Source organism: Latilactobacillus sakei subsp. sakei DSM 20017 = JCM 1157, assembly GCF_002370355.1.
In the GTDB taxonomy this organism is placed as follows: Bacteria; Bacillota; Bacilli; order Lactobacillales; family Lactobacillaceae; genus Latilactobacillus; species Latilactobacillus sakei.
Genome location: NZ_AP017929.1, coordinates 364,085 through 386,729, shown reverse-complemented (window position 1 = coordinate 386,729; position 22,645 = coordinate 364,085). Strand labels below are relative to the sequence as shown.

24 protein-coding genes are annotated in these 22,645 nt (G+C 39.3%); 15 read left to right on the top strand and 9 right to left on the bottom strand.

Going from position 1 to position 22,645, the window contains the following annotated elements:
* The first annotated feature begins 20 nt into the window (after window positions 1-20).
* The 7 genes from LEUCM_RS01900 to LEUCM_RS09825 all read left to right on the top strand — a co-directional run bounded on the left by LEUCM_RS01900 (window position 21) and on the right by LEUCM_RS09825 (window position 6,640).
* On the top strand, window positions 21-2,144 hold the full coding sequence (locus LEUCM_RS01900) for a DEAD/DEAH box helicase family protein (RefSeq protein ID WP_025016142.1): 2,124 nt from the start codon (window positions 21-23) through the stop codon (window positions 2,142-2,144).
* The gene (locus LEUCM_RS09830; protein ID WP_155512445.1) at window positions 2,137-2,301 is read left to right on the top strand and encodes a hypothetical protein; all 165 of its coding nucleotides are present in this window, start codon (window positions 2,137-2,139) and stop codon (window positions 2,299-2,301) included. Before LEUCM_RS01900 ends, LEUCM_RS09830 begins: the two co-directional genes overlap by 8 nt.
* Complete coding sequence (locus LEUCM_RS01895; protein WP_025016141.1) at window positions 2,291-4,333, top strand: AAA family ATPase; 2,043 nt, start codon at window positions 2,291-2,293, stop codon at window positions 4,331-4,333. Before LEUCM_RS09830 ends, LEUCM_RS01895 begins: the two co-directional genes overlap by 11 nt.
* Window positions 4,326-4,871 (top strand): hypothetical protein, encoded by a 546-nt coding sequence (locus LEUCM_RS01890; protein ID WP_011373860.1) that lies wholly within the window; start codon window positions 4,326-4,328, stop codon window positions 4,869-4,871. Before LEUCM_RS01895 ends, LEUCM_RS01890 begins: the two co-directional genes overlap by 8 nt.
* Before the next feature lie 250 nt (window positions 4,872-5,121).
* Window positions 5,122-5,973, top strand: a complete 852-nt coding sequence (locus tag LEUCM_RS01885; protein WP_197703328.1) for a sialate O-acetylesterase — start codon at window positions 5,122-5,124, stop codon at window positions 5,971-5,973.
* A complete protein-coding gene (locus LEUCM_RS01880; RefSeq protein ID WP_011373862.1) occupies window positions 5,970-6,488 on the top strand; it encodes a PadR family transcriptional regulator in 519 nt (172 codons plus the stop codon). The genes LEUCM_RS01885 and LEUCM_RS01880 overlap by 4 nt, the downstream gene beginning before the upstream one ends.
* Complete coding sequence (locus tag LEUCM_RS09825; RefSeq protein ID WP_155512444.1) at window positions 6,485-6,640, top strand: hypothetical protein; 156 nt, start codon at window positions 6,485-6,487, stop codon at window positions 6,638-6,640. Before LEUCM_RS01880 ends, LEUCM_RS09825 begins: the two co-directional genes overlap by 4 nt.
* A gap of 72 nt (window positions 6,641-6,712) precedes the next feature.
* On the opposite strand, the gene LEUCM_RS01875 is transcribed toward LEUCM_RS09825, so the two are convergent.
* The 3 genes from LEUCM_RS01875 to LEUCM_RS01865 are packed head-to-tail and all read right to left on the bottom strand — an operon-like array spanning window position 6,713 to window position 8,027.
* On the bottom strand, window positions 6,713-7,459 hold the full coding sequence (locus LEUCM_RS01875; RefSeq protein WP_025016139.1) for a sulfite exporter TauE/SafE family protein: 747 nt from the start codon (window positions 7,457-7,459) through the stop codon (window positions 6,713-6,715).
* Window positions 7,460-7,500: 41 nt separating this feature from the next.
* Window positions 7,501-7,824, bottom strand: coding sequence for a hypothetical protein (locus tag LEUCM_RS01870; protein ID WP_011373864.1), 324 nt, complete (start codon window positions 7,822-7,824; stop codon window positions 7,501-7,503).
* Window positions 7,821-8,027 (bottom strand): helix-turn-helix transcriptional regulator, encoded by a 207-nt coding sequence (locus tag LEUCM_RS01865; protein WP_011373865.1) that lies wholly within the window; start codon window positions 8,025-8,027, stop codon window positions 7,821-7,823. Before LEUCM_RS01865 ends, LEUCM_RS01870 begins: the two co-directional genes overlap by 4 nt.
* Before the next feature lie 167 nt (window positions 8,028-8,194).
* On the opposite strand from LEUCM_RS01865, the gene LEUCM_RS09820 reads away from it, so the two are divergent.
* Window positions 8,195-8,335 carry a hypothetical protein gene (locus LEUCM_RS09820; RefSeq protein ID WP_155512443.1) on the top strand — a complete coding sequence of 47 codons (141 nt, stop codon included), beginning with the start codon at window positions 8,195-8,197 and terminating at the stop codon, window positions 8,333-8,335.
* Window positions 8,336-8,848, top strand: a complete 513-nt coding sequence (locus tag LEUCM_RS01860; protein ID WP_025016138.1) for an HAD family hydrolase — start codon at window positions 8,336-8,338, stop codon at window positions 8,846-8,848.
* A gap of 52 nt (window positions 8,849-8,900) precedes the next feature.
* Here the strand turns inward: LEUCM_RS01860 and LEUCM_RS01855 are convergent, their stop codons facing one another.
* Together LEUCM_RS01855 and LEUCM_RS01850 are read right to left on the bottom strand one after the other, a co-directional pair.
* Window positions 8,901-10,196 (bottom strand): L-cysteine desulfidase family protein, encoded by a 1,296-nt coding sequence (locus tag LEUCM_RS01855; RefSeq protein ID WP_035148633.1) that lies wholly within the window; start codon window positions 10,194-10,196, stop codon window positions 8,901-8,903.
* 23 nt (window positions 10,197-10,219) lie between these two features.
* Window positions 10,220-11,554 carry an aromatic amino acid transport family protein gene (locus tag LEUCM_RS01850; protein WP_025016136.1) on the bottom strand — a complete coding sequence of 445 codons (1,335 nt, stop codon included), beginning with the start codon at window positions 11,552-11,554 and terminating at the stop codon, window positions 10,220-10,222.
* Window positions 11,555-11,841: 287 nt separating this feature from the next.
* Between LEUCM_RS01850 and LEUCM_RS01845 the strand changes: the two genes are divergently transcribed.
* The gene (locus tag LEUCM_RS01845) at window positions 11,842-12,519 is read left to right on the top strand and encodes a helix-turn-helix transcriptional regulator (protein ID WP_011373870.1); all 678 of its coding nucleotides are present in this window, start codon (window positions 11,842-11,844) and stop codon (window positions 12,517-12,519) included.
* Between the two features lie 55 nt (window positions 12,520-12,574).
* On the opposite strand, the gene LEUCM_RS01840 is transcribed toward LEUCM_RS01845, so the two are convergent.
* The 3 genes from LEUCM_RS01840 to LEUCM_RS01830 all read right to left on the bottom strand — a co-directional run bounded on the left by LEUCM_RS01840 (window position 12,575) and on the right by LEUCM_RS01830 (window position 14,876).
* Complete coding sequence (locus tag LEUCM_RS01840; RefSeq protein WP_025016135.1) at window positions 12,575-13,492, bottom strand: NAD-dependent epimerase/dehydratase family protein; 918 nt, start codon at window positions 13,490-13,492, stop codon at window positions 12,575-12,577.
* 12 nt (window positions 13,493-13,504) lie between these two features.
* Window positions 13,505-13,837 carry an ArsR/SmtB family transcription factor gene (locus LEUCM_RS01835; RefSeq protein ID WP_025016134.1) on the bottom strand — a complete coding sequence of 111 codons (333 nt, stop codon included), beginning with the start codon at window positions 13,835-13,837 and terminating at the stop codon, window positions 13,505-13,507.
* A 109-nt stretch (window positions 13,838-13,946) separates the two neighbouring features.
* Window positions 13,947-14,876, bottom strand: a complete 930-nt coding sequence (locus LEUCM_RS01830) for a helix-turn-helix transcriptional regulator (RefSeq protein ID WP_025016133.1) — start codon at window positions 14,874-14,876, stop codon at window positions 13,947-13,949.
* 202 nt (window positions 14,877-15,078) lie between these two features.
* Between LEUCM_RS01830 and LEUCM_RS01825 the strand changes: the two genes are divergently transcribed.
* The 5 genes from LEUCM_RS01825 (at window position 15,079) to LEUCM_RS01805 (ending at window position 20,853) form a co-directional block, all read left to right on the top strand.
* Window positions 15,079-16,209, top strand: coding sequence for a glycoside hydrolase family 88 protein (locus LEUCM_RS01825; protein ID WP_025016132.1), 1,131 nt, complete (start codon window positions 15,079-15,081; stop codon window positions 16,207-16,209).
* A gap of 14 nt (window positions 16,210-16,223) precedes the next feature.
* Entirely contained in the window at window positions 16,224-18,083 is a 1,860-nt protein-coding gene (locus tag LEUCM_RS01820; RefSeq protein ID WP_056936443.1) for a DUF2264 domain-containing protein, read from the top strand.
* 28 nt (window positions 18,084-18,111) lie between these two features.
* Window positions 18,112-19,398 carry an MFS transporter gene (locus tag LEUCM_RS01815; protein WP_025016131.1) on the top strand — a complete coding sequence of 429 codons (1,287 nt, stop codon included), beginning with the start codon at window positions 18,112-18,114 and terminating at the stop codon, window positions 19,396-19,398.
* A 17-nt stretch (window positions 19,399-19,415) separates the two neighbouring features.
* Window positions 19,416-19,661, top strand: coding sequence for a hypothetical protein (locus LEUCM_RS01810; RefSeq protein WP_025016130.1), 246 nt, complete (start codon window positions 19,416-19,418; stop codon window positions 19,659-19,661).
* A gap of 82 nt (window positions 19,662-19,743) precedes the next feature.
* The gene (locus LEUCM_RS01805) at window positions 19,744-20,853 is read left to right on the top strand and encodes a glycoside hydrolase family 88 protein (RefSeq protein ID WP_052039211.1); all 1,110 of its coding nucleotides are present in this window, start codon (window positions 19,744-19,746) and stop codon (window positions 20,851-20,853) included.
* A gap of 43 nt (window positions 20,854-20,896) precedes the next feature.
* On the opposite strand, the gene LEUCM_RS01800 is transcribed toward LEUCM_RS01805, so the two are convergent.
* On the bottom strand, window positions 20,897-22,597 hold the full coding sequence (locus LEUCM_RS01800) for a glycosyltransferase family 8 protein (protein WP_025016129.1): 1,701 nt from the start codon (window positions 22,595-22,597) through the stop codon (window positions 20,897-20,899).
* Window positions 22,598-22,645 lie beyond the last annotated feature (48 nt).

Here is a 22,645-nt window from a genome sequence, read left to right as displayed (position 1 = left end):
ACACTCGGAGGACTAGTGATATGTTTAGTACTGATTTAAAAAACTTAAAAATACAATATCGAACAACAGTCAACCAAGTAATAGATGAATTTTATGTGCCAGTCTTAAGCAAAGCTGTACGTTATGATAGGGCGGTTGGATATTTTTCATCTAATATTTTAATAGCATATATTGATGGATTAGAGAAATTTGTAGAAAATAACGGAAAAATAAGATTAATTATTTCACCATTTATAACAAAAAAAGATGGGGAAGTTTTTTTAGATTCTATTAATAAAATTAGTTCTATTTCAGGATCTCTTAATGAACTATTTAGGAATTTTAGACTAGATGGGAATGATGCACAAATCTCTGCACAGATTCTCTATCGATTAATTATGGACGGTATATTGGAAGTTAGAGTTATCGTTCCTAACAATAACTTAGGTTTATTTCATGAAAAAATCGCTTTATTTTATGACGAATTAGGAGATACGATTGCAATAAACGGATCTAACAATGAAACCCAAGGCTCTGTAGAGCACAATTTAGAATCGTTTAGTACATTTAGATCCTGGATCAACGGACAAGAGTTGTACATCGATACATTTAAGGAACAATTTGAGGATACTTGGCAAGGTAACCTTAACGAATACCACATGCTGTCATTACAGGAGGCAGTAGATGACGATGTACTTCGTGAATATGAAACAGATGAAAGTATAAAAACGTTATATTCTAAACTAAGTAGACATGGTGGGTTAGAAAAACAGAATGAGCCGAAGAATGAGACTGAAAGGTTAGGATTCGATCCGTATGATTATCAAAAAGTTGCAGCAGAGACGTGGATGGAAAAAAGTAAGGGGATTATTGCATTTGCAACAGGAACCGGTAAAACAAAAACTGCTATTTATGCGTTCGATCAATTAATGAAAAAAGAAGGAGCAAAAGTTTTCTTAATTACGGTTCCTGATAAAACGTTAGTAGAGCAATGGTCTAAAGAGCTGTTGAATTACTGGGGTAATTTAGTGAAATGTTATTCTGAAAACAACCAATGGGTTAATCAATTAAAAAATAAAATAGACTATTGGAAACTTGAACCGGATGAACCCTTATTTATCGTAACGACTAATCAAACATTCCATGGTGAAAAATTCACGCGTCAAATTAAGAAATTAAATAAGGACTATGTTTTTTTAGCGGATGAATGCCATCGTCTGGGGACTGATAACTTATTGAATAGCCTGCCTAGTGTAGAAAGACGACTAGGACTTTCAGCAACCCCTAGTATTTATATGTCTGAAGAAAAAACAGACCGCTTGTTTAACTACTTTGGAGGTATTATAGCTGAATATAGTTTAGAAAAAGCAATAGAAGACGGAAAGCTAACACAATATGAGTACCATCCTGTGAAAGTTAGACTATCTGATGATGAAATGGAAAAGTATAAAGAGTTAACGCATAAAATAGTGAAGATGTTAGGTAATGATGACGAAAATAGTTTAGAGGGGTTGTCACTTGAGGCGCAGATGTTACTCTTTAAGAGAGCAAGAATTATTTATGGGGCATATGACAAAATAATTAAGTTGGAATCGTTACTTGATAAATTAAAAGATCAAAGAAATATGTTGATCTATTGTGGAGCAACCTCCTTGTCTGAAGGAATTGCTGGAGATGACGAGGGAAATGAGCTAGATCAGAGTAATACTGAGGCAAGTAAAAAACAAATTGAAATTGTAAATCAGATGTTAAAGGGTAAAGGAATTCTAGCTGCTCAATATACTAAAGATGAGAATGGTAATGAGAGACAAGATAGAATTGATGCATTCAAAAATGGTGTAATAGACACTTTAGTGGCTATTAAGGCATTAGATGAAGGGGTCGACATTCCTGAAATATCGATTGGTATTATTATGGCGAGCTCGGGAAATCCGCGTGAATTTATACAACGAAGAGGTCGATTATTAAGAAAATCCGCGGGAAAAGAGATTGCCATTATTTATGATATGGTCGTTTTGGGAGAAGAATCCGAGTATGACGGAATAAATATGACAGAATTAAAACGAATAGGAGAATTTTCAAAGGCTGCAAAAAATAGAAATGAAATCTTAGATGAATATCAAGAATTGTTTGATAGATATTTGGAGGAAAAAGAAGATGAATGAAGAAAATGAAAATACAGTAGACTACGAGAAATTAGTTGAAACTAAAGAACTTCTTTTAAAAGTGGCTGAAGAGTATATAAATGAAGGTGTAAAAACATCTGTAAGGGATAAAGTAGATAAAGTAGTTAGATTGGTGGGAAAAAAATATGATTTTTAAAGAACTAAAACTGATTAACTTTAGACAATTTAAGGGTGAAAATAAATTTGTATTCCCAATAAATGATCGAAAAATCACGTTAATCATTGCTCGTAACGGTGTTGGGAAAACAACTTTTTTACAAGCGTTCCGTTTTTGCTTTTATGGGGAAAGTCCAAATGTTTTAAAATTACCTAAGAGTGAAGAATTATTAAATTACTCAGTAGAAAATAATATGAGTGAAATGGATGAGCAGCCACTTTCGGTACAAGTTAAGTTTCAACATAACGGTAAAGATTATATAGCGGTTAGAACAGTTAGATTTAGAATGTTTAACCGTAAGATGCAAAAACTTACAAAAAATTCAGACGATAGCTTTGAATTATGGGAAGAAACAGAAAATCGCGGTGCAATAAAAGTTGAAGATGGACTAAAAAGAATTCAGGAAATGATTCCTACTGGATTGGCACATGTTTACATGTTTGATGGGGAACGTGTTGAAAAGCCAATTGGAAGTACAGAATTTAAAAATGATTTAAAGGATTCAATAGTAGGTGTGTTGGGTTTGAAAAAACTTGAACAGGCAAGAGATTTTTTGGGAAACAAATCCAAATCAGGATCAGTGATTGGGCAGGTTCATGCGAAATTAGTACCAATAGGTTCTACTGAGCAAGAGGTTTTAGATCGGTATGCTAGTGCTGAGGAGAATATTACACAATTAAAACAAGAGATTGTGATACGTCAAAACCAAGTGGAGAGTTTAACGAAAGATATTGAAGTTGCTACTGAAGCACAAAAAAGTATTGAGAAACTTGAATTGTTAGTTCAAGTAAAGAAAATTGCTGAGTCCAAAATATCTGCACAAGAACGTGAAATAGAAGAATTAAGAAGAAGAGCTAACGACTGCGCTGTTGAATTATTACTAAAATTAGAAGTTGCAAAAACATATAAAAAGTATGAGAAGTTTATTGCAAAGGAAGAGGAACAGACAGAAGTATTTGAAAACTTATATCAGTCGGTTGTTGAAGATATTTTGAGAAGGCATAAATGTATTTGTGGACGTGAGGTTCATACAGGTAGTATTGAAGCAGAGCATCTGAGAGAGTTATCAGTACTTCCTCAAGACAACGCTAACTATTTAAATGCATTAAGGAGCTTATATAATTCTCTTGCTAATCTTCCAAGTCTACGAAAAAGTATAACGAAATATCATAATCAATTAGTATTGGCTAAGAAAAAATTAGAAGAATTAAGAAAGGAGGGTGAGCACGCGATTGAAAAAGTTATAAAAAAAGAGGAGGAAATTGGAGCAAAAAATCAAGTGGATATTGAACATCTTAGAGCAACTAAGGCCCGTATTCTGTATAATATTGATATTAACGAAAAGTCTATCGAAAGCAACCAACGAGTTGTTAATGAACTTAGCTCAGAACTAAAGAAAATACAGTTTAATAGTCAACATAATAGGAATGTAAATGCATCACTAAAAATGCTCAATCAATTGAAGTTAGAGATTGAGGAAGAATTAGATAATAAGAAAAATATTGCTCGTGAATCGATTGAAAAAAATATGAACTTAGTTCTCACAGAGGTAATGGATCAACATTACGAGGTAGAACTAGATTCAGAATATAAATTAACAGTCTATAAAAAAGTAGATGATAAACGATTGCAAGATGAGACTGAGGTTTTATCTACAGGGCAAAATGTAATGATGTATCTATCATTTTTAAAAGCATTATTGATGACTGTTGAACAACACGCGGAGTTCGATGATATTCAAAGTAGCGGAGTTATTATGGATGCAGCACTTTCTAATCTGGATGAAGAACATATTAAACAAATTAGTAGTAGAATATTAAATTCGTTTGACCAACTAATTTTCTTATCATTTAAAGCGCAGCTTCGAAATGAGTTAATTACTGGAATACACAATAATATCTCATGTGCATATGAGTTATCTAAGGATATGATGGGAAATGTTGTGTCACGAATAATTGATACGAATAATGTTGAAGAGTATGTAAACGAGGATGACGAAATAAATGAGTAATAATATGATGAACCCAACTGATTTTTCTTTTTATTATCAAACTGAAGAATACACTAGAAGTGATAACTTTCTGAGCAATCATGGATTGTCAGGTGAAGGAGTGCAGTTTTTAACAGCTTTATTGGGGATAAATAACAGCAGTAAAATAGCTTTGGATAATCGACCCAATGGCGAGGTGAAAAAACGTTCTTTATCTAGAACTGTTTATCAAAGGGCAATGGTTGAAATGGATAGAGATTTTGGTTTATTAACGATAATTGATAGCTTGAATGAACCGTATACAGAAGTGTTAAATAAAAAAGCTTTCTTAAAAAATACAAATGGTGAACGGTATTTTGAACTTCCTAATGTATCTACGTTCTATCAGTACTTTTTGGGTGGTATTGAATATGTAGATGAGATTATTTTTCAGTACGGAGACAAAGAAGAGGATATTTTTGATTCGATTTATGAGTATTTAACGGATAAAGAAAATAAGCAAATCATGGATGATTTTATAGATGAGTTAGGTGGTGAAATAGATGAACCAAGAATTTAAAAAGACAGAAGTTAATACCACAGGTTATAACGGGAATGAACCTACCAGGATTTGCCCAAAATGTCAGATAGAAAAGCCATTGAGTGAGTTTGGTTGACGTGACATGGGAAATAACGTTATACGAAATCAATCATGGTGTAAAAAGTGCCGTTAATATTTAGAAACCACAATTTAAATCTAAATTGTGGTTTCTTTTTGCATTCATAGTCTAATTAGACTATGCTATAAAAATCAGTTCAGGAGGATTTTTATGATGAAGTCAATTTTATTAGTCGGTCAGTCAAATATGGCCGGGCGGGGATTTATTCAAGATGTGCCGGGATTGCGGCACGAGCGCGTGAAGATGTTGCGCAATGGGCGCTGGCAAATGATGGCCGAACCAATTCATTTTGATCGCGAGGTTGCGGGTGTTGGGCCGGCTGCATCATTTGCGGCGGCTTGGGTCCAGGCGCACCTGGATGAAGAATTAGGTTTAATTCCGTGTGCTGAAGGGGGCAGTTCAATCGATGAGTGGGCGAGTGACGAAATGTTGATGCGCCACGCGATTGCTGAAGCCAAATTCGCACAGGAATCTAGCGAGTTAATTGGGGTATTATGGCACCAAGGGGAAAGCGATAGTCTAAAAGGCGGTTATCAAACGTATGCTGCCAAGTTAACGGCGGTCTTTAGTCATTTACGTCAAGCATTGGGTCAAGCAGACTTACCCATTATTGTCGGGCAATTACCAGATTTTTTAGGCCAAGAAGGGTTCGGCGCTAGTGCGACAGAATTCAATGACATTAATCGGGAAATGGCGAACGTGGTTGCGCAAGATCCCCATAGTTACTTAGTCAACGCCGCCGAATTAACGGCCAATCCTGATGGCATTCACATCGATGCGGCCTCACAACGGCGCTTTGGCTTGCGCTATTACGCTGCTTTTGCCAACCAAGAGGATGTCCTCGCGGTACTGCCAGATGAAGCTGCTCAATTAGGAGTACTTTATCAACGGCCAGAAACCCCGCAGGAAAAGATGTATCGCTTGAGTCGTGCTTTTGCACTTGGACAAATGAGCTATCCAGAATTCATCGCGCAATTAACGGGCAAGGGGACTGCCAAATGATTCAGTTTCTAATTTTGGGTTTATTGAAGAAAAAGCCAGGTGCTTATGGCTACGAATTATTAGCTGATATGGAAAACAATTATTTCGAATTCTTTTTGAACTTTACGAAGGGTTCTTTTTACTACAACTTACAACAACTAGCGGAAAAGCAATTGATTGAAAAAATAGTGGATGATGCCAGTGATAAGCGCGAGAAAAATCGCTATGTGCTGACTGCGGGGGGAGAAGCGGCTTTTGAAAAACAGTTCGCCCATTATGGCGGGCAGAATAAGCCGATTACTTTCCCATTCTACACACCACTACTATTCACTGATCAAGTTGAACCAACGCAAATGCGCGAACTCTTGCAGAGCCAAATTGCACAAACTAAGGAAAAAATCCAAGCGATTGAAGCGGCATTAAATACCGCAACCAATCTACAACCGATGTTTATCAAAATGATGGCCAACTCAAAACGACACCACGAAGTTAATTTGGAGTGGCTGCAAGAACAACTAGCAGAGGGGATACAATGAAGAGAATAGTTGATTTAGTAATTACCATTATAGTTTTACTACTATTTGGCGTGCTTATTTTTAGATTTGTGACGGATTTTAAAAAGACGCTATTACTAGTAACTGTGTTAGCAATTGCGATTATTTTGAAGCATTATATCCGTAAAAAATAAGTTGTCGTAATCTCTTTTAACAAAAAAGTCTGTCATAAATTTAGTGGGATACTAAATGATGACAGACTTTTTTTAATAGGCTTGCATAAATAAACTAACTGCTAGTCCTAGTGCGGCGATGCCAATCCCAATTTTAGTTAGGCGTTCTGGTAGTAGACGGACGATGATGGGACCAATGAGGCCGCCAATCAAAAAGCCGATTCCAAGGGGCAAGACAAGGCCCCAATTGATGGTCGTTTGAAGCGCGTAGACTAGTGTTGCGATACAGTTCGCGAGGCCCATCGTTAGATTTTTGGTGGCGTTATATTCTTGGAAAGGCGCTTGGCTGATGACTGAGAGCAGTGATAGCATCAAGACACCAGAAGCAGCACCGAAGTAGCCGCTGTAAATGCCGACTAAGAAAACACCGAGCCAAGCGAGGCTAACTTGCCATTTAGCGGGTTGACCAACTTGGAGATGGCGTGGTAAGAGGATTAAAATGCCGGCAGATAAAATGAAAAAGGGGACAATTTTTTGGAATGTTTCTGCTGGAATTTTAAAGAGTAATAAGGCCCCCACAATACAGCCAATTAAGGTTAACGGTAAAAGCGTGATGAGTTCCCGTTTTTGGTGTTTCAATTCCTTGCGTGAAGCCAGTGATGCGCCAACGCCGGTGAAGATTAAGCCCGCGGTGTTGGTGACATTGGCCGTGACCGGTGGTAACCCGAGTGCGAGTAGGGCTGGGTATGAAACGAGTGATGCGAGACCGCCGACGGTACTAACGATGCCGGCTGCCACGCCAATCAGAATTAATGTAAAACTCAATTGGATAAATGACATGAATAAGGGGCTCTTTTCTATAACGAATTAACGTTTTAATATTATAGGACTTGATCGTAGTAACGGTAGGCGCAATATTCAACGGGATACTTGAGTGCGTAGATGTAAAAAGCATCGCTGACAGCGTCACTGATGGTCATCATTTCACTACCACCATCAGTTAGTAAGAAATAAGTCATGGCCAGTGCCAGTAAAATAACGATTGAATCAAGAAAAATAGCCATCACCTTAGCGGCTTTGATGGTGATTAATTGCCAGCGTTCATCGTTCTGGTAGGCCCGCGACTTATTGTGTTTGAAGTGAAGATCTAAAAAGATGAAAACTGCTAACAGCATAATCAGAATTAACATGATGAGTTGCTTCATTTTGAATCCTCCTCTGGTGAAAAGACAGTTGTTATTTCGACCCCAAAGACCTGCGCAATCTTAAAAGCGAGTTCTAATGAGGGTGTATATTTATACTTTTCGATTGAAATCACGGCTTGCCTGGAAATGCCGGTTCGTTCGGCGAGGTCAGCCTGGGTCCAGTTGCGCTCAGCGCGTAAGACTTTAATGCGATTTTGAATCACGTAACGAACTCCTTCCATAATGTAATGAACTAGTTACTTTCAAATTGTAATGAGTTGATGACATTTTGTCAATTTTATTTTGAAAGTTAACGCGATTGTGGTTGGAGGATTAGTGGTTTAAAATAGGGGGTAGTTAGAAAATGATAGGCTGAAGGGTTGGTTGGCAGATGATAAAATTAATCACTTTTGATTGTTATGGGACGTTGGTTGATACGGCACCATTTTATGAGGCTGCGGGAGAAATTGGCGTGCAACATCAGATTGATCGCGGACTTTTTCAAAAAGCTTTTGAGCTGTATGAAGATTGAATGATGTATGGCGAATATTTCATGCCTTACGAACAGGTCATCGAACAAGCCTTGCGGTATTGTGCGCATGATTTCAATTATGAGTACGAGAATGCAGATTTAACGCAAATGTTAACGGTGCAGGCTAATTTAAAAGTTTTCCCAGAAGTCATCGATTTTTTGAAAACAATGAAGGCTAAGGGGATTCAATTAGGAATTATGACGGATGCTTCGTTACCAATTCTCAAGCAGAATTTGGCGCAAATCCCAGTTGAATTTGATTATTTATACACCTCTGATCAATTAAACTGTTATAAACCAACGCTTAATTTCTTTGGCCAAGTTGCTGATCAATTAATGGTGACTAACGAGGAGCATTTGCATATTGCTGCCGGTTATTGGTGGGATATCATTCCTTGTCAGCGCCTGAATTGGCAACGGATTTGGGTTAACCGCAAGCAAGCCCAGGCTTTACCAACAACCGTAATGCAACATGAAGTGGCAGATTTAACAGCTACAATTGATTTAATTTAAACAATAAAAGAACCGTCTTGAATGCCAATATTAGGCACGCAAGACGGTTCTTTTATTTATTTAACATAATATCTAAAATCACAGGGTCTGTTTCCCGAAGGCCTTCTGTGCCTAAACGTCCGATGCCGTGAATTGTCTCATCGATTGTTGGGCAGACAATGCCGTTACTATTTGGAATAACAATTCCTTGCAAGGCGAGGTTAACGCCGCGGTACATTGAGGAAACGGCGGTGGCGACTTTCATGGCACAAGCACAGCCGGCCCCGTCGCAGATCATCCCGGCCGCGTCGCCAGCCATGTTTTGAATCGCATGACAAGCATCTTCGTAAGTTCCGTCATAGAGATAAACCACACCAGCCGCGGCCCCCATTGCGGCCGAATCAGTCGCGCAAAAGGCGGATAAGACGGGCAAAAATGAGTGAATGTATAGGGCGGTGAGATGGGATAATGTTTGTGCCCGAATCAGCTGTTCCTCAGTCGCCTGAACGGCATCTGCCGCTACGCTGACCGGAATGGTAGCTGTGATGCCTTGATTACCGGAACCAGAGTTGGACATCGCAGGTAATTGCGCACCACCCATGCGCGCATCGGAAGCCGCTGCCGCGTAAGCAATCATCCGATTACCAAGATCGTTTTCAGTGCCAGAACCAAAGTGATTACGTTTGGCACCATTAATTGATTGGCCGAGTTGAAGACCATAGTCGTGCGTAAAGCCATCTTGGGCAAGCGCTAAATTAAGGGTGTGCGCCTCTTTCATGAAACGAAGGTGTTCCAATGGTTCGTTCATGGCAAAATCCCAAACAGCCTTAAAGTTCATAGTTTGTAAAAATTGTTTTGATTCAGAGCTCGCGTGCGCCGCGGGACGGGGGTGGTCAATTAAAATTTGGTTATCTTTTTTTAAAGAAAAGATATTGGTATGGCTGCCAGCAATCGCAACGGTGACCGTATTTTCAAGATCTTTAATGGTCACTTCAACATATAAATCGTCAGGGACAAGTGCTGTTTTAGCAGTCACTTTACCAGAATGAGCGAGGTCTAGAATGGTTGGTAAGTCTGTAGCGCGAAGGCCTTCAATAACGCTGAGGCCAACCGTCGCGTCACCAGCAATTGCCCCCGCGGCCGCAGCAACTAATAAACCAGGTTCGCCAGTACCAGGGACCATAACCGCTAGGGCATTTTTCATCACGTTTGGTGAAACGTGCACCTCAATGGCTTGAATCTCGCGATTAGTCAGTTGGGCCATACAAGTTGCGGCCCCAAAGGCAACGGCAATTGGTTCAGTACAACCGGTAGCGGGCACGACACCATTTTTGAGGGCTTGAATGAAATGTTTTGATTGTAAAGACATAATAATCACTCCTTATTTATTTTTTAAATGAATGCTAAGAACGGTGAAATCATCAGTAGAATACCGGTAAAAACGATGAGATATAGGCTAGGACCCTTGAGCTTATTGAGAGCGGGAACACGATAGACAAGATAGACGGGGATTAAACAACCAATCATTCCGAAAATTGGTGAACATAATGATGTAAAACTTAAAACGGGAGCATTTAGTAAGATTGCGCTCCAAGAAACTAGGATAGCGAAGATTAAAATACCGAAGCTAAGGTTCTTTTTGTTAATCTTATGCTTTGGCATAATCCGATGTAAAATATTAACGGCAATTCCCTGACAGGCTTCATGGAATCCAAGAAAGACACCAAAGAAGGCCGTCATAACAGCGAAAATATTTAAAATGAAACTGAGAATTTTAATTGAATTACCGTTCATATTCTGAGCAGCAATGGCGAGTGTCGAGATGTTCTTCTCGTAAGCTTCAACTGCTTGGTCATGACCTAAAGCAAGATTGAATGAAATGGCATAGAAGAAGACAACGAAAAATAGTGTGAAAAAGGCAATATTCATGGCACGAATTGATTTATAGCGTGCTACTTCAATATTTTTATTGTGGGATCTAAACGAAATAACCATTGGTGATAAGGATTGGAGGAATAAAATAGAAGTGAGTGTGAAAGGAAGCAAGATGATTGTTTGTTTAATTAAGTAACCTAAATCAGGAAATGCTGCAACATTTCTAAGATCCCAATGTTGGATCATCACAACGCCGAGGACAAAGACAATGATTAGTTTCGTACAAACCATAAAGGATGAAATTTTGAAAAGTAATTTTTCGGCACGAGAAGCAATTGCGACGAGCAAACAAATAACGATCAACCCATAAAATGGGTTATTTGACCAGACTGTTTTAGTAACATGGAAGGAATGTAAAAATGAAGCGCTATCATTTGTAATCGCAGTGGAATAAACAAATACCCAGATTAGTAGCATTAAAAAGTAGAGAACACCTAGTAGGAAGCCCCAATTTTTACCCAAATAACTACTGATAACACTAGGATAGTCTTCGCATTTTTCAGATTCGGCTAAGGTATTGATGAATAATTTTTGGAATAAATACATAGCAGGATAAGCAATCACAGCTGAAACCAGGAAAACCCAGAGGCCAACTAAACCGACTTTAACAGGTAAAAAAACAATGCCGGCACCGATTGCCATACCAATACTCATAAAAACCCAGCCCCAGTCTGTGCCGTCAAACTTAGTGGCCGCCTGCCATTCCGTTAAAGACATGCCTGCCTTATCAGCATGTTTTTGAGATCTCGAAAGATGTGGTGTTGATTGTGTAGTTGTTTCCAAATTGCTCACTCCTTCATTAATTTTGAATTTAATAAATAGTTAGTAATTATTTAGAATAGTGTCGCCACTTCTTGAAGGTAACAGAAACAACACTGATATTAAGCTTATCAAGAATTAATAACCGATTTTTAATCATGTATAATCATCCTCTCAAGTATTATAAACAAAGTATACAACTGAGCAATCTGTTTTACAATAATAATTTATTATTATAATAAATGTTTGTAATCTATCGAGAAATTAAGTATTATAAAGGATACTAAGAACAACACTATTGTGAATGGAGGATGGTTCTGATGGTTAGCGAATTAGAGAGATATCAAGGATTAGTTCATTTTTTAGGTCAAGTTTTAGGTAGTAATTATGAAGTTGTTTTACACTGGATTAATCAAGATGATTCGTACTATATTGCAGCGATTGAGAATGCTGAAATTAGCGGACGTAATTTAAATTCTCCGATCACTGGTTTCGCGTTAGATCTTATTAGGAATAAAATATATCAAAAACAAGATGCTGTGGTTAATTACAAGGCTAGTAGTGATAAAAACCAGCAAATTCAAGGGTCTACTTACTTCATTAAGGATGATCAGGGTGTTTTGTTGGGATTGTTATGTATTAATTTTAATGCGCAACCATATTTAGCGGCGGTTGATAATCTTATTAATCTTGCTAATCTGGATTCGTTAATGGCATCAGTACCTACAGTGGCTAGCGAACATCAACAGCAACGCCAAGTCGTTACAAATGAAGAAGTGCTCCATTCGAGTGTTGAAGAAATCATTTATGCGGTAGTAGCACCCAATACACTGCAGCCAGGTATTAAGTTAACGCAGGATAAGAAAATTGAAATTTGTCGAAAATTAAATGAAAAAGGTATTTTTAAAATTAAAGGTGCTTTATCAAAAGTTGCTGAGATATTAGGCACCTCGGAACCAAGTATCTATCGATATTTAAAATTAATTAATCAGTCATAAATACAAAATAGCGCCACCGATATTTTCGGTGACGCTATTTTTAACATTATACTTTTTAAACCGTCAATATCTCTCGAATGCCTTCTTCAAACGATGTAATTTTAAATTCAGGGAAGCGAGTTTTGAATTTATCCGAAACGAAGATGTTGTCGGCTTGATAACGGGGGAGCAGCTCTTGTAGTTCGCGACTATTTTGATTGAAGAAACTTGCTAATTTGAATTGCCACATTTTAATAATCGAATAGGATATAGGTTGGTACGTGATTTCTTGAATCAGTTCAACTAAGCCCTTGTAAGTAATGCTATCGGCACAAGGAAGGTGCCATGTTTGACCGTAAGCATCAGGGGTGTTGCCAATTAAAGCCATGGCGCGGCTAGCATCTGGTGTCCAAATTAATGTGCGCAAGAATTGATCACTAACGGGAATACGTGCTTTTTGCCCGGCTTTGATTTTGTTGAAAAGAAGTGTATTGGTAATACTATTGGTTTTGGCGGGACCGTAAAATTCAGGGGCGCGGCAAATAACAGCCTCTATTTGACCCGCTTGCATAGCATCAATAACGGTTTGTGCCATTTCTGCCCGAGCCGTTGCCTTTTGACCGTCTGGTTGGAAAGGACTGTCTTCAGTTTGTGGTGTTGCATTTTTAGCGTACATATAAGTGTTGTCGAAGAAAACTAATTTACTGTGATTGATCTGACAGGCGCGAATCACATTATCAATCATAATCGGAAATTGAGCGGTCCACATATCAGAATTCATAGGTAAACCGGCTGTGAAATAAACAATTTCGCTCCCTGCGACTGCTTGATTGGTTTCTTCAAAATTGAGCAGATTAGCTGGGTGGAGTTGGTCTTCAGGGTTAACCTTCCGCGGGTTACGGCTCACAAGTCTGATGTCGTGACTATAGTTTTTGTAGAGTTCTTTTGCGAGTTCCTGGCCGATTTGGCCGCTGCTCCCTAGAATTGTTTGCATGATTAACGCTCCTTATTTTGTATGGGTGGTCATAATTTGGGTGACTTTATCGAGAAATTGTTTAAGTTTTACAATTTCGGTCGTATCGTGATTGAGGTAATAAAAGTTCTTCGTACCTTCTGCGCGATAGTCGATTAGTTTGGCATCCTTGAGGACTTTGAGATGGTGTGAAACCGCGGGTCGCGATAAGCCGGTTGCTTCAGTAAGTTCACTGACTTGTAGCCCGTCACAATCACTTTCCTCTAATAAGCGGATGATAATGGCTTGGCGTTTTGGATCGCCTAAGGCAATTAAAAATTGACTGACATCGGTTAGATCCTGTTGTAGTGCTTGATAGTTTGGCATAAAAAAACTCCAATCGTTCGTTGGTTTAAATTATTAAACCATTAAGACGATACTTTGTCAACGATAGTGAATCATAAATAAAAAAATAACGACGCTGTTAGAGGCGTCGTTATTTTATTGTTATTAACTGTTTATAGTAATCAGTTGGTGAAAGACCAGTGCTTTTTTTAAAAGCGGTCGAAAAATGATGCGATGAGCTAAATCCAAGTTGATTCGCAATTTCGGTAATACTTTTTTGATGGCCTGCTAGCCATTCTTTAGCGGTGTCCATTTTGATGGTTTTAAAATAGGTCATAATACTTGTGCCGGTTTCTTGCTTAAAAATCTTTTTTAAGTTAGCACTACCGACCAAGAACTCTTGAGCAATTGAATCAATGGTCATTGTTTGCTCAAGGTTTTGGTGCATATAGGTGATGATTTGATTAACCAGGAGATTTTTATAAAGTGTGCCTGAAATTGTTTTGGAATAAGCTAATTGTTGTTTAGTTGATATTAGCGATCGGTCTGGGCTGGGTTGCTCGGTAATAACTGATTCAGGGAGACGAGTTTTAATCGTTTGTTCACTGAGTGTTAATAAAAGGCGGGTTACATCAGCGTATAAAAGTGCACAGGACACAGTAAAGAATTCGCCAATCTCAACATCATGAGCAATTTCGGGTTTACGGCTCCGTAATATTGCGATTTCTTGACTCTCCTGACTGATTTGTGTGAGCAATGTGTCGTCGGCAATTGAAAACGTATGATAAGAGAGATCGTTTAAAGCAGTTGATTCGGCCTGGAAAATAAGATGTAGTGCAATAGTTTCTGGCACACTAGCTGCAAAATTCACTTGTTTATCAGTAGGGACGATCAATAACTCATTTGGATTAATAATATAGTTTGATGGCCCCTCTAGAATAACCTGACCACTTTTAATATAGAGTAAAAGATAGGTTTGTGCTTGTTGGTAATGGTGATTAGCGCCTAGTTGTTGGGGTTGCTCACTGACGGTTAAAATTGATTTTAATTTCAAATAAGGGAAATTGAAAATACCTGGCATGATAAACCTCGTCGTTTAATTTTTAAGTACACTAAAAGAGTATTATTTTATCTGAATATATAAATCCGCTTTCATATATCTAAAAGTGTACCATAAAATCGACGAATTCGTACAAGGATAACATTGTGAAAATGATAATATAAGGCTTGTAGAGAAAGCGCTTACTAACGAAACGGGTAGTAAATGCTAGGGAGGGATTCAGATGGACATTAAGGAATCTAATGAAAATGATTTACAGCATATCTGGGCGCAAGTACAACAGAAATTGAAGATAACAAGTCAAAGGATAGGAAGTACTATTCCTTATATCGCGATTGACCACAGATACACTGATGTTGGTAGTACGCATATCACTTGGTGGACAAACGGTTTTTGGGCAGGGTTGTTATGGCAAATGTATCATGCGACACAGGATCAACAATACTTAGAAATTGCACGAGCGATTGAAAAAAAGTTAGATGTTGCATTAGCGCAAGAAGACCGACTGGATCATGATGTTGGTTTTATGTGGTTAAATGCTGCAGTAGCAGATTATAAAATAACTAACGACCCAGAAGCTAAAACTCGCGGACTAAAGGCTGCTCAAATATTGGCAGGACGTTATCAATCAACTGGTCGTTATTTATTGGCTTGGAACGGTGTCGATAAAAAAGGCCAAGTAATTGTTGATTGCTTTATGAATCTGCCGTTACTTTACTGGGCAAGTGAGACATTTAATAAACCAGAATTTGCGGAAATTGCAACCAATCATGCCTATACCGCTACTAAAGCATTGGTGAGAGCAGATGGTTCGGTCAATCATATTGCAGTTTTCGAACCACAAACGGGTGAGTTATTAAAAACCCTTGGTGGGCAAGGATATGGTGAAGGTTCGGCTTGGTCTCGAGGGCAAGCATGGGGGATTTATGGCTTAGCGCTAGCTTATCGAAATACACACGATTCGTATTTTTTAACTCAAGCAAAGTTAGTCGCGAATGCTTTTATTGCAAACGTTGCGTTGAGCGGTTATGTATCACATATTGACTTCAGATCCCCAGAAGAACCTGTTTACTGGGACACGACAGCAACGGCGATTGCAATTTGCGGATTACTAGAATTAAGCCAGTATCTACCAACAGATCAACAGCATCTTTATCGAGCATCAGCATTGAAAATGTTCTGGGCTTTAACCGAACGCTTTTGTAATTTCAATCCAGAAGAGGATGAATTATTAACGGGCGGTTCAGCGAAGTATCATCGGGCATCAGATCGAGAAGTACCAATTATTTATGGGGATACGTTCTATATCGAAGCGCTCCTTCGATTACTCGCCTTAAATTTAACGATTTATTAAAAGGAAGCGATTACATGACGAGGATTCACTTGGAAACAAAAGCAGATTATCTCGCATTATTTGAACAAATTAATCAGCCTTTACGACAGCATTATCAAGGTAAATCGCGGGTGTTTTTTGGGACAACCGGCGTTGGTTATGGTAATCGAATAGCTGGTATTGAAGGTTTCTCACGGATTCTATGGGGTGCAGGGCCAGCGATTACCCAAATACCAACTGATTGGCAACGTGAAATTAAGCTCGGTATCCTGGCAGGAACTGATCCGAAGTCACCAGAATATTGGGGGCAACTACACAATCGGGATCAAAGAATGGTCGAAATGTCAGCCATTGCCTTAGCCCTATTACATGAGAATCACTATTTATGGCAACAATATACGCAGTCTGAACAGACACAAATAGCAACTTGGTTTAAGCAAATTTTTGACTATCAATGTTCAGATGGTAATTGGCAATTTTTCAAAATACTTGTTTATCAAGTTTTAGTACAACTTGGCATTGAGGTGCCAGAAACTGATTATTTAGCAGCCTTGGCAAAGATTGAGGATTGTTATCGTGAGGATGGATGGTATCAAGACAGTGCGCGTGGTCGTGAAGACTACTACACACCGTTTGCTTTTCAATATTACGGTATTATGTATAGCGTTTTGGTACCAGATGCACCACAGAGTGCAATTTATAGGAAGCGCGCTCGGCTTTTTGCGGAACAGTTTATTCATTTCTTTGATGAATCAGGGTCTAATGTACCCTTTGGGCGGAGCTTAACTTATCGGTATGCGGCAGTCGCATTCTGGAGTGCAATGGTTTACGGGAATATTTGGCCTGAAAAAGTGGCAGTTATTAAAGGTATCATCAATCGTAATTTAAGATGGTGGCTTCAACGACCAATTTTTGATAATAGTGGTTTGCTAACTTTAGGCTATGGCTATGCGCAACTGACAATGACCGAACCTTATAATAGTCCGACATCGCCTTACTGGGCGAATAAAATCTTCTTATTGTTGGCTTTACCTGCCAATCACGCCTATTGGCAAGCTGAGGAAGTCGCATTACCAGTTATGGCAGAAACACAATTACTAGCTGTACCACATCTGCTAGCGAGTCATGATCGTGGTCATACTGTGTTATTGAATGCGGGTCAACCGGGCCCCAACTATCATGCTTTAACGAATGAAAAATATTTTAAGTTTGCTTATTCCAGTCAATTTGGATTTTCGATTCCACGAGGAAATCAGCTAAAGGAAGAAGCAGTCATGGATTCAATGTTAGGTTTACAAACAGTAGATACGACAATGACGGCAAGTCGCGGTGGACAGGATAAAATCGAAACGAATCAATTTTATACTCGGCATAATGTTACCGATGTGCGTCAAACGGAAGATTACGTTGCCTCAACTTGGCGAGTGAACCAGGCACTAGCAGCCCGAACTTGGTTAATTCCTTTTGAAGGTTGGCAAATTAGAGTTCATCGAATTGAAGTCACACAAACGAGTGTTGCTTATGAAACCGGGTTTGCTGTCGCAGATTCGCCTGATAATCCCGGACAAATAGTGACGGATCAAATAGGGAGTTATTATAGTGGACCTGCTGGCTTCAGTGGCATTGTGAACTTGGCAGCGATGCATTTAGAACAAGCTGATGCGACGATTCACGGCTTTCCTAATACCAATTTAATGACAGCAGAAGTGGTTGCCTTACCGGGTCGCCAAACAACATTAACACCGGGCACACATTGGTTAATAACGGCAGTTTATGCACATCAAGATGTAACCTATGCTAAACAAAAATGGCAACAGATACCGGTCGTTCAGTTAAAAAACACCAGATCACAGCCAATACTAGTAGTCACAAACAAAGCAATTGAACTTAATTAGAGTGATTTTAGAAGGGAAGGCAAAATAAATGGCTAATGCTAAAAATGTAAACGCCACCAAAAAAGTGACGCCAACAATTAACGCTAAGGTAAAAGATGAAGATCAACCTAAATTACCAATGGCTTTTGCAATGGCAATGTTTATGTCACCGGCAGTCTGGATTGGTCCAGTTGCATCTACGAGAAGTACGTTGCTCCCACAACTTTTCAGCCAGATTGATTCTGCGCATAAAGTTTGGGCGGTTGGTATTTTAGGGATGGTCTCGTCGCTAACGGCAGCAATTGCGAACTTAATGTTTGGGGCATTTTCTGATGTCACGCGTTCAAAAATGGGTAAACGTAAACCTTATATTGTCATTGGAACGATTGTAACAGCAATTTCATTAGTGGCGATTGCTAATGTACAGTCGATTATGTTAATTATTGGGATTTGGGTCATCACGGCTGCTGCGGAAAATGCAGTTGCCGCCGCTATTTACGCTCAGATTTCTGATCGAATTGCACCGCGATGGCGGGGAACAATTTCAACCTTTTATGGGGTTGGTGGCACAATCGTCCCAAAACTCTTCGCAATTTTAGCGGCTCAGTTTTTAGGTGATGTACGAGTTGGGTTGTACGTGATGGCTGCCATAGCGATGGTGTTAATGATTGTGCATATCTTACTAGCACAGGAACAATCGAATCTGGATGAACCTAAAGCAACCATGAATAAGGGTGGGATGATTAAACACTTCTCATTACCAACTAAGGGTGCTCGCGATTATTACCTCGCATTATTTGGAAAATTCTTCATGGTTTTGGGACACACAATTATTACCACGTACTTGCTATATATTTTCACGGATTATATGTCGATGGATGATCATGCTGCAAGTGCTGCTATTTCTGTTTTTTCATCAATTATGTTGGTGATTGGGTTAGTATTTGCCCTCGTTTCAGGGATTCTTGCCGATAAATTAAAACGGGTTAAATTACCAGTATCAATTGCCACTTATTTATTGGGATTTGCAGCGTTATTCCCATTATTTACAGCACAACCTTGGACGATGTACGTTTACGGCATTTTAGCGGCTATGGGAACTGGGATTTATAATTCTGTTGATGGGGCGTTAAACTTGGATGTTTTACCATCTGCTGAAACAGCAGGTAAGGATTTAGGTTTAATTAACTTAGGTGTTACTGGTGCGCAGATGTTAGGTGCATTAGTTGCTTCGATGATTGTTACGGAAATGGGTTATCAAGCAATCTTTTTATTCTCAGTGATTATGGAAGTGATTGGTGGGATTTTGATTTCTGCCATTCGGAGTGTGAAATAGTAGGAGGCTGATTTAAGATGGCAACAAATAAAATTCAATTAGATCCACAAGATTTTGCGCTAGCATTATTGAATAATGCGCAGGTCAAGGGGGAAGATGATCTACGGTTGAGTAAAAATGGTTTAAGGTTATATTTAACGGCCTATCTTTTAGCAAATGACTTTAACGCACTAGAGGCACAACATTTTAACCAATTAACAGCAGAGGAATTGGATCGTCTGTTTAGTCGATTAAAGGCATTCGACTTCAACCAAATTAACTAATACTAAAGCGTATCGTTAAAAGCGATGCGCTTTTAGTCGTTTTTATTGTAACCTGTATATGAAATGGTGGGAGGTTCATAAGATGGCAGATTGGGTAGATGATTATTTACAACGTGTAATTGAAAAGGTTGCAGTGGAGATGCAACATTTAGATGGTAAAACGCCTTATATTCCCTATGACGGGCGTTATAGTGATGTTGTCGTTGAACGGGGAGCGGATTGGTGGACCAATGGTTTTTGGGGTGGCTTGTTGTGGCAAGTTTATAGTGCCACTAAACGTCAGCCTTTTTTAGAAACAGCTATTATTCAGGAAAAACGTTTGAATCGGGCATTAGCAACCTTCAATGATATTCATCATGATGTTGGCTTTATGTGGTTATTGACTGCTGTGGCGCACTACCGTGTCACTGGGGATCAGCAAGCTTATCGAACTGGGCTACATGCGGCTAATTTATTAGCCGGTCGCTTTAATATCGAGGGTCAGTTTTTAGTTGCTTGGAACGATCATCCGGGCTGGGTCATTATTGATAGTATGATGAATATCCAACTACTTTACTGGGCTAGTCAACAAACTGGGGACCCGCGTTTTAAAAAAATAGCGACTCACCATGCAGATACAGTCGCCCAATATTTAGTCCGAGAAGATGGATCTGTTGGTCATATTGCGAGTTTTGATGCTGATACGGGTCAGTTTATTGAGTTGCTTGCAGGGCAGGGGGTTAGTTCGAATTCGGCATGGAGCCGTGGTAATGCGTGGGCGATTTACGGGTTTGCATTAACTTACCGTCAGACTAAGAATCAAAAATATTTAAGATTAGCAGAAAAAATAGCTCAATATTTTAGCCAACAAATTGAACAGAGTAATCATATACCATTGGCCGATTTTCGAGCACCAGCTGAACCGCGTTTGCATGATGCGAGTGCGGGGATGATTGCGGCTTGTGGGTTTTTAGAACTAGCATTGTGGGTTGATTCTAAACAATCAATTGAGTATACAATGATTGCTAAAAAAATATTACATTCAACAGCGCAACAATATGGTAATTGGGGGGAAGAAGAAGATGGTATTATCGGCGGTGGTACTGAGGCTTATCATCGACCAGCTACTTACGAAGTCCCTTTGATTTATGCTGATTATTTTTTCACAGAAGCACTTTTACGCCTGAAGAAAAAGGCATTGTTTATCTGGTAAATAGTAAATAACCCCACGCCATTTTCATCGCGTGGGGTTATTTTTATTGGCTTTTAGGTGTTTTTTGAGTGGAAAAGGGAAGGATTTCAGCTTGTTGGCTACGTTCTAAGAAGCGGTAGCGGTAATAGCGATATTGTGGGGTGAAGGGGTGCGCCGAATCTGCTTGCCATGGTTTTTCATGGCCACAGAAATGGACGATTGCTGGTTCCTTTTGCGTTTCAGCAAATTGGCGGCGTAAGCGTTCATCTGGCGCTGTCACTTTAGCAGTCAAAATGTAGGTTTGTGCATTCCATTTAGGATGCAGGTGCAGCCATTGGTCGTGCAAGATGGCGTTTAGCGCGTCTTGATCATGGAAGCGTAGTTTGTCTGGATGATGATTAATGAAATCTAGTGTCCGTTCGACCACTTTTTGTGCCCGCCATTTTTTCAAGTCCATTAACATGACACCTGAATTAAAGTAGCGGGGGCTTTGGTAGTCAATCGCCATTGCTTCTAAGCGGTGATGAAAACCGGCGTCTTCAACGGCTGCTAATAAGAAGTCACCTAAGTCGAGGTCCCAAAGACGGGCGAGATCGACTGTGGCTAAGGCATCACAATCTAAGTAGAGCGCGCGATCGAGTTTGGGAAGTACGAGCGGAATGAGAATGCGATAATAAGCGGATTTCAAAATGCGGTCGCTTTCCACGATATTTTCAAGTAAGGCTTCATCAACTTCTAGGAAGGTTAATGTGGCGTGAAAGGCGGCGACGACCTTTTGAAGCGGCACTTTATCGCGGGTGGATAGATGATCTGCGAGTACATAGAATGCGTAGTGACGGTGTGAGTCGTTATGATTCAAAATCGAAGCATACAAAACGGCCAATGGTTCAATAAAAGTGGCATTGACAGCCGATACGATGTTAATCTGGTCACTTCTGAGAGTCGCTAATTGTTGTTGATATTGTTGATATTCTGCCAAAAAAGGGTGGGCTTTGAGTGTATTCCATGGTTTGTGGTGAGTCGTGAAATGGATAATTTTAGGATGGTTGATCGCTGCCTCAAAAAGTGCCGCATATTCAGCATTAATAGGCGCATGTTGTCTAAAAATCAATGAATTTTGAACGTTCCAACTAGGGTTTAAAAATTGAACGTCTCCAGCTAAAACGGCATTTAAAGCGTCTTGGTCGTGGAAAATAATTCGCTCAGGATAATGATCGATAAAGGCTAATGTTCGTTGAGTGATATGGAATTGTTCCCAACGAGTGACATCGATTAGCATCATGCCTGAGTTAAAATACAACGCCTTAGCTTTGACAGCGGAAACGCCCAAGCGCTTGAGCATTAATGCTTGACCAGGATCGATTACTGCACCGATGATATTGTCGTTGAGGTCACTTTCGTAAAGTGGGGTAACGTCACTCTGCGCTAGAATATCAGCATCCAAATATAAGATCCGCGTCACACCATGTTTTAGGAGTAATTCTGGTGCCAAGATCCGATAATAAGCGGTCTGGTTGATGTGATTACTTTCAGGACAGTTTGCTAGACGGCGTTGATCGAGATTTAAAAATGTCACAGCATGGCGCGCTTGCATAAGCGCCTTGATATTAGTTTTAGTTTGCTGTGATAATGCATTATCGCAAATGTAGAAATGAATTACCGTTGTAGCAGCGATATGTCTCTGTATTGATTCAAGCCCAATTAAGAGCTGATCTGCATAATGATTATCTGCTGCAAACATCACATTAATCTTTTTGATGATCATCAACCCCTTCAAAAAATAGTGCTTTGAACCCATTTAAACAACTTCAAA

Coding starts and splice junctions, on each gene's coding strand:
- LEUCM_RS01880 (WP_011373862.1), top strand. CDS start 5,970: ATGATTCAGTTTCTAATTTTGGGTTTATTGAAGAAAAAGCCAGGTGCT.
- LEUCM_RS01830 (WP_025016133.1), bottom strand. CDS start 14,876: ATGCCAGGTATTTTCAATTTCCCTTATTTGAAATTAAAATCAATTTTA.
- LEUCM_RS01835 (WP_025016134.1), bottom strand. CDS start 13,837: ATGCCAAACTATCAAGCACTACAACAGGATCTAACCGATGTCAGTCAA.
- LEUCM_RS09825 (WP_155512444.1), top strand. CDS start 6,485: ATGAAGAGAATAGTTGATTTAGTAATTACCATTATAGTTTTACTACTA.
- LEUCM_RS01885 (WP_197703328.1), top strand. CDS start 5,122: ATGATGAAGTCAATTTTATTAGTCGGTCAGTCAAATATGGCCGGGCGG.
- LEUCM_RS01810 (WP_025016130.1), top strand. CDS start 19,416: ATGGCAACAAATAAAATTCAATTAGATCCACAAGATTTTGCGCTAGCA.
- LEUCM_RS01900 (WP_025016142.1), top strand. CDS start 21: ATGTTTAGTACTGATTTAAAAAACTTAAAAATACAATATCGAACAACA.
- LEUCM_RS01840 (WP_025016135.1), bottom strand. CDS start 13,492: ATGCAAACAATTCTAGGGAGCAGCGGCCAAATCGGCCAGGAACTCGCA.
- LEUCM_RS09830 (WP_155512445.1), top strand. CDS start 2,137: ATGAATGAAGAAAATGAAAATACAGTAGACTACGAGAAATTAGTTGAA.
- LEUCM_RS01875 (WP_025016139.1), bottom strand. CDS start 7,459: ATGTCATTTATCCAATTGAGTTTTACATTAATTCTGATTGGCGTGGCA.
- LEUCM_RS01895 (WP_025016141.1), top strand. CDS start 2,291: ATGATTTTTAAAGAACTAAAACTGATTAACTTTAGACAATTTAAGGGT.
- LEUCM_RS01820 (WP_056936443.1), top strand. CDS start 16,224: ATGACGAGGATTCACTTGGAAACAAAAGCAGATTATCTCGCATTATTT.
- LEUCM_RS01855 (WP_035148633.1), bottom strand. CDS start 10,196: ATGTCTTTACAATCAAAACATTTCATTCAAGCCCTCAAAAATGGTGTC.
- LEUCM_RS01860 (WP_025016138.1), top strand. CDS start 8,336: ATGATGTATGGCGAATATTTCATGCCTTACGAACAGGTCATCGAACAA.
- LEUCM_RS01825 (WP_025016132.1), top strand. CDS start 15,079: ATGGACATTAAGGAATCTAATGAAAATGATTTACAGCATATCTGGGCG.
- LEUCM_RS01890 (WP_011373860.1), top strand. CDS start 4,326: ATGAGTAATAATATGATGAACCCAACTGATTTTTCTTTTTATTATCAA.
- LEUCM_RS01845 (WP_011373870.1), top strand. CDS start 11,842: ATGGTTAGCGAATTAGAGAGATATCAAGGATTAGTTCATTTTTTAGGT.
- LEUCM_RS01800 (WP_025016129.1), bottom strand. CDS start 22,597: ATGATCATCAAAAAGATTAATGTGATGTTTGCAGCAGATAATCATTAT.
- LEUCM_RS09820 (WP_155512443.1), top strand. CDS start 8,195: ATGATAAAATTAATCACTTTTGATTGTTATGGGACGTTGGTTGATACG.
- LEUCM_RS01815 (WP_025016131.1), top strand. CDS start 18,112: ATGGCTAATGCTAAAAATGTAAACGCCACCAAAAAAGTGACGCCAACA.
- LEUCM_RS01805 (WP_052039211.1), top strand. CDS start 19,744: ATGGCAGATTGGGTAGATGATTATTTACAACGTGTAATTGAAAAGGTT.
- LEUCM_RS01870 (WP_011373864.1), bottom strand. CDS start 7,824: ATGAAGCAACTCATCATGTTAATTCTGATTATGCTGTTAGCAGTTTTC.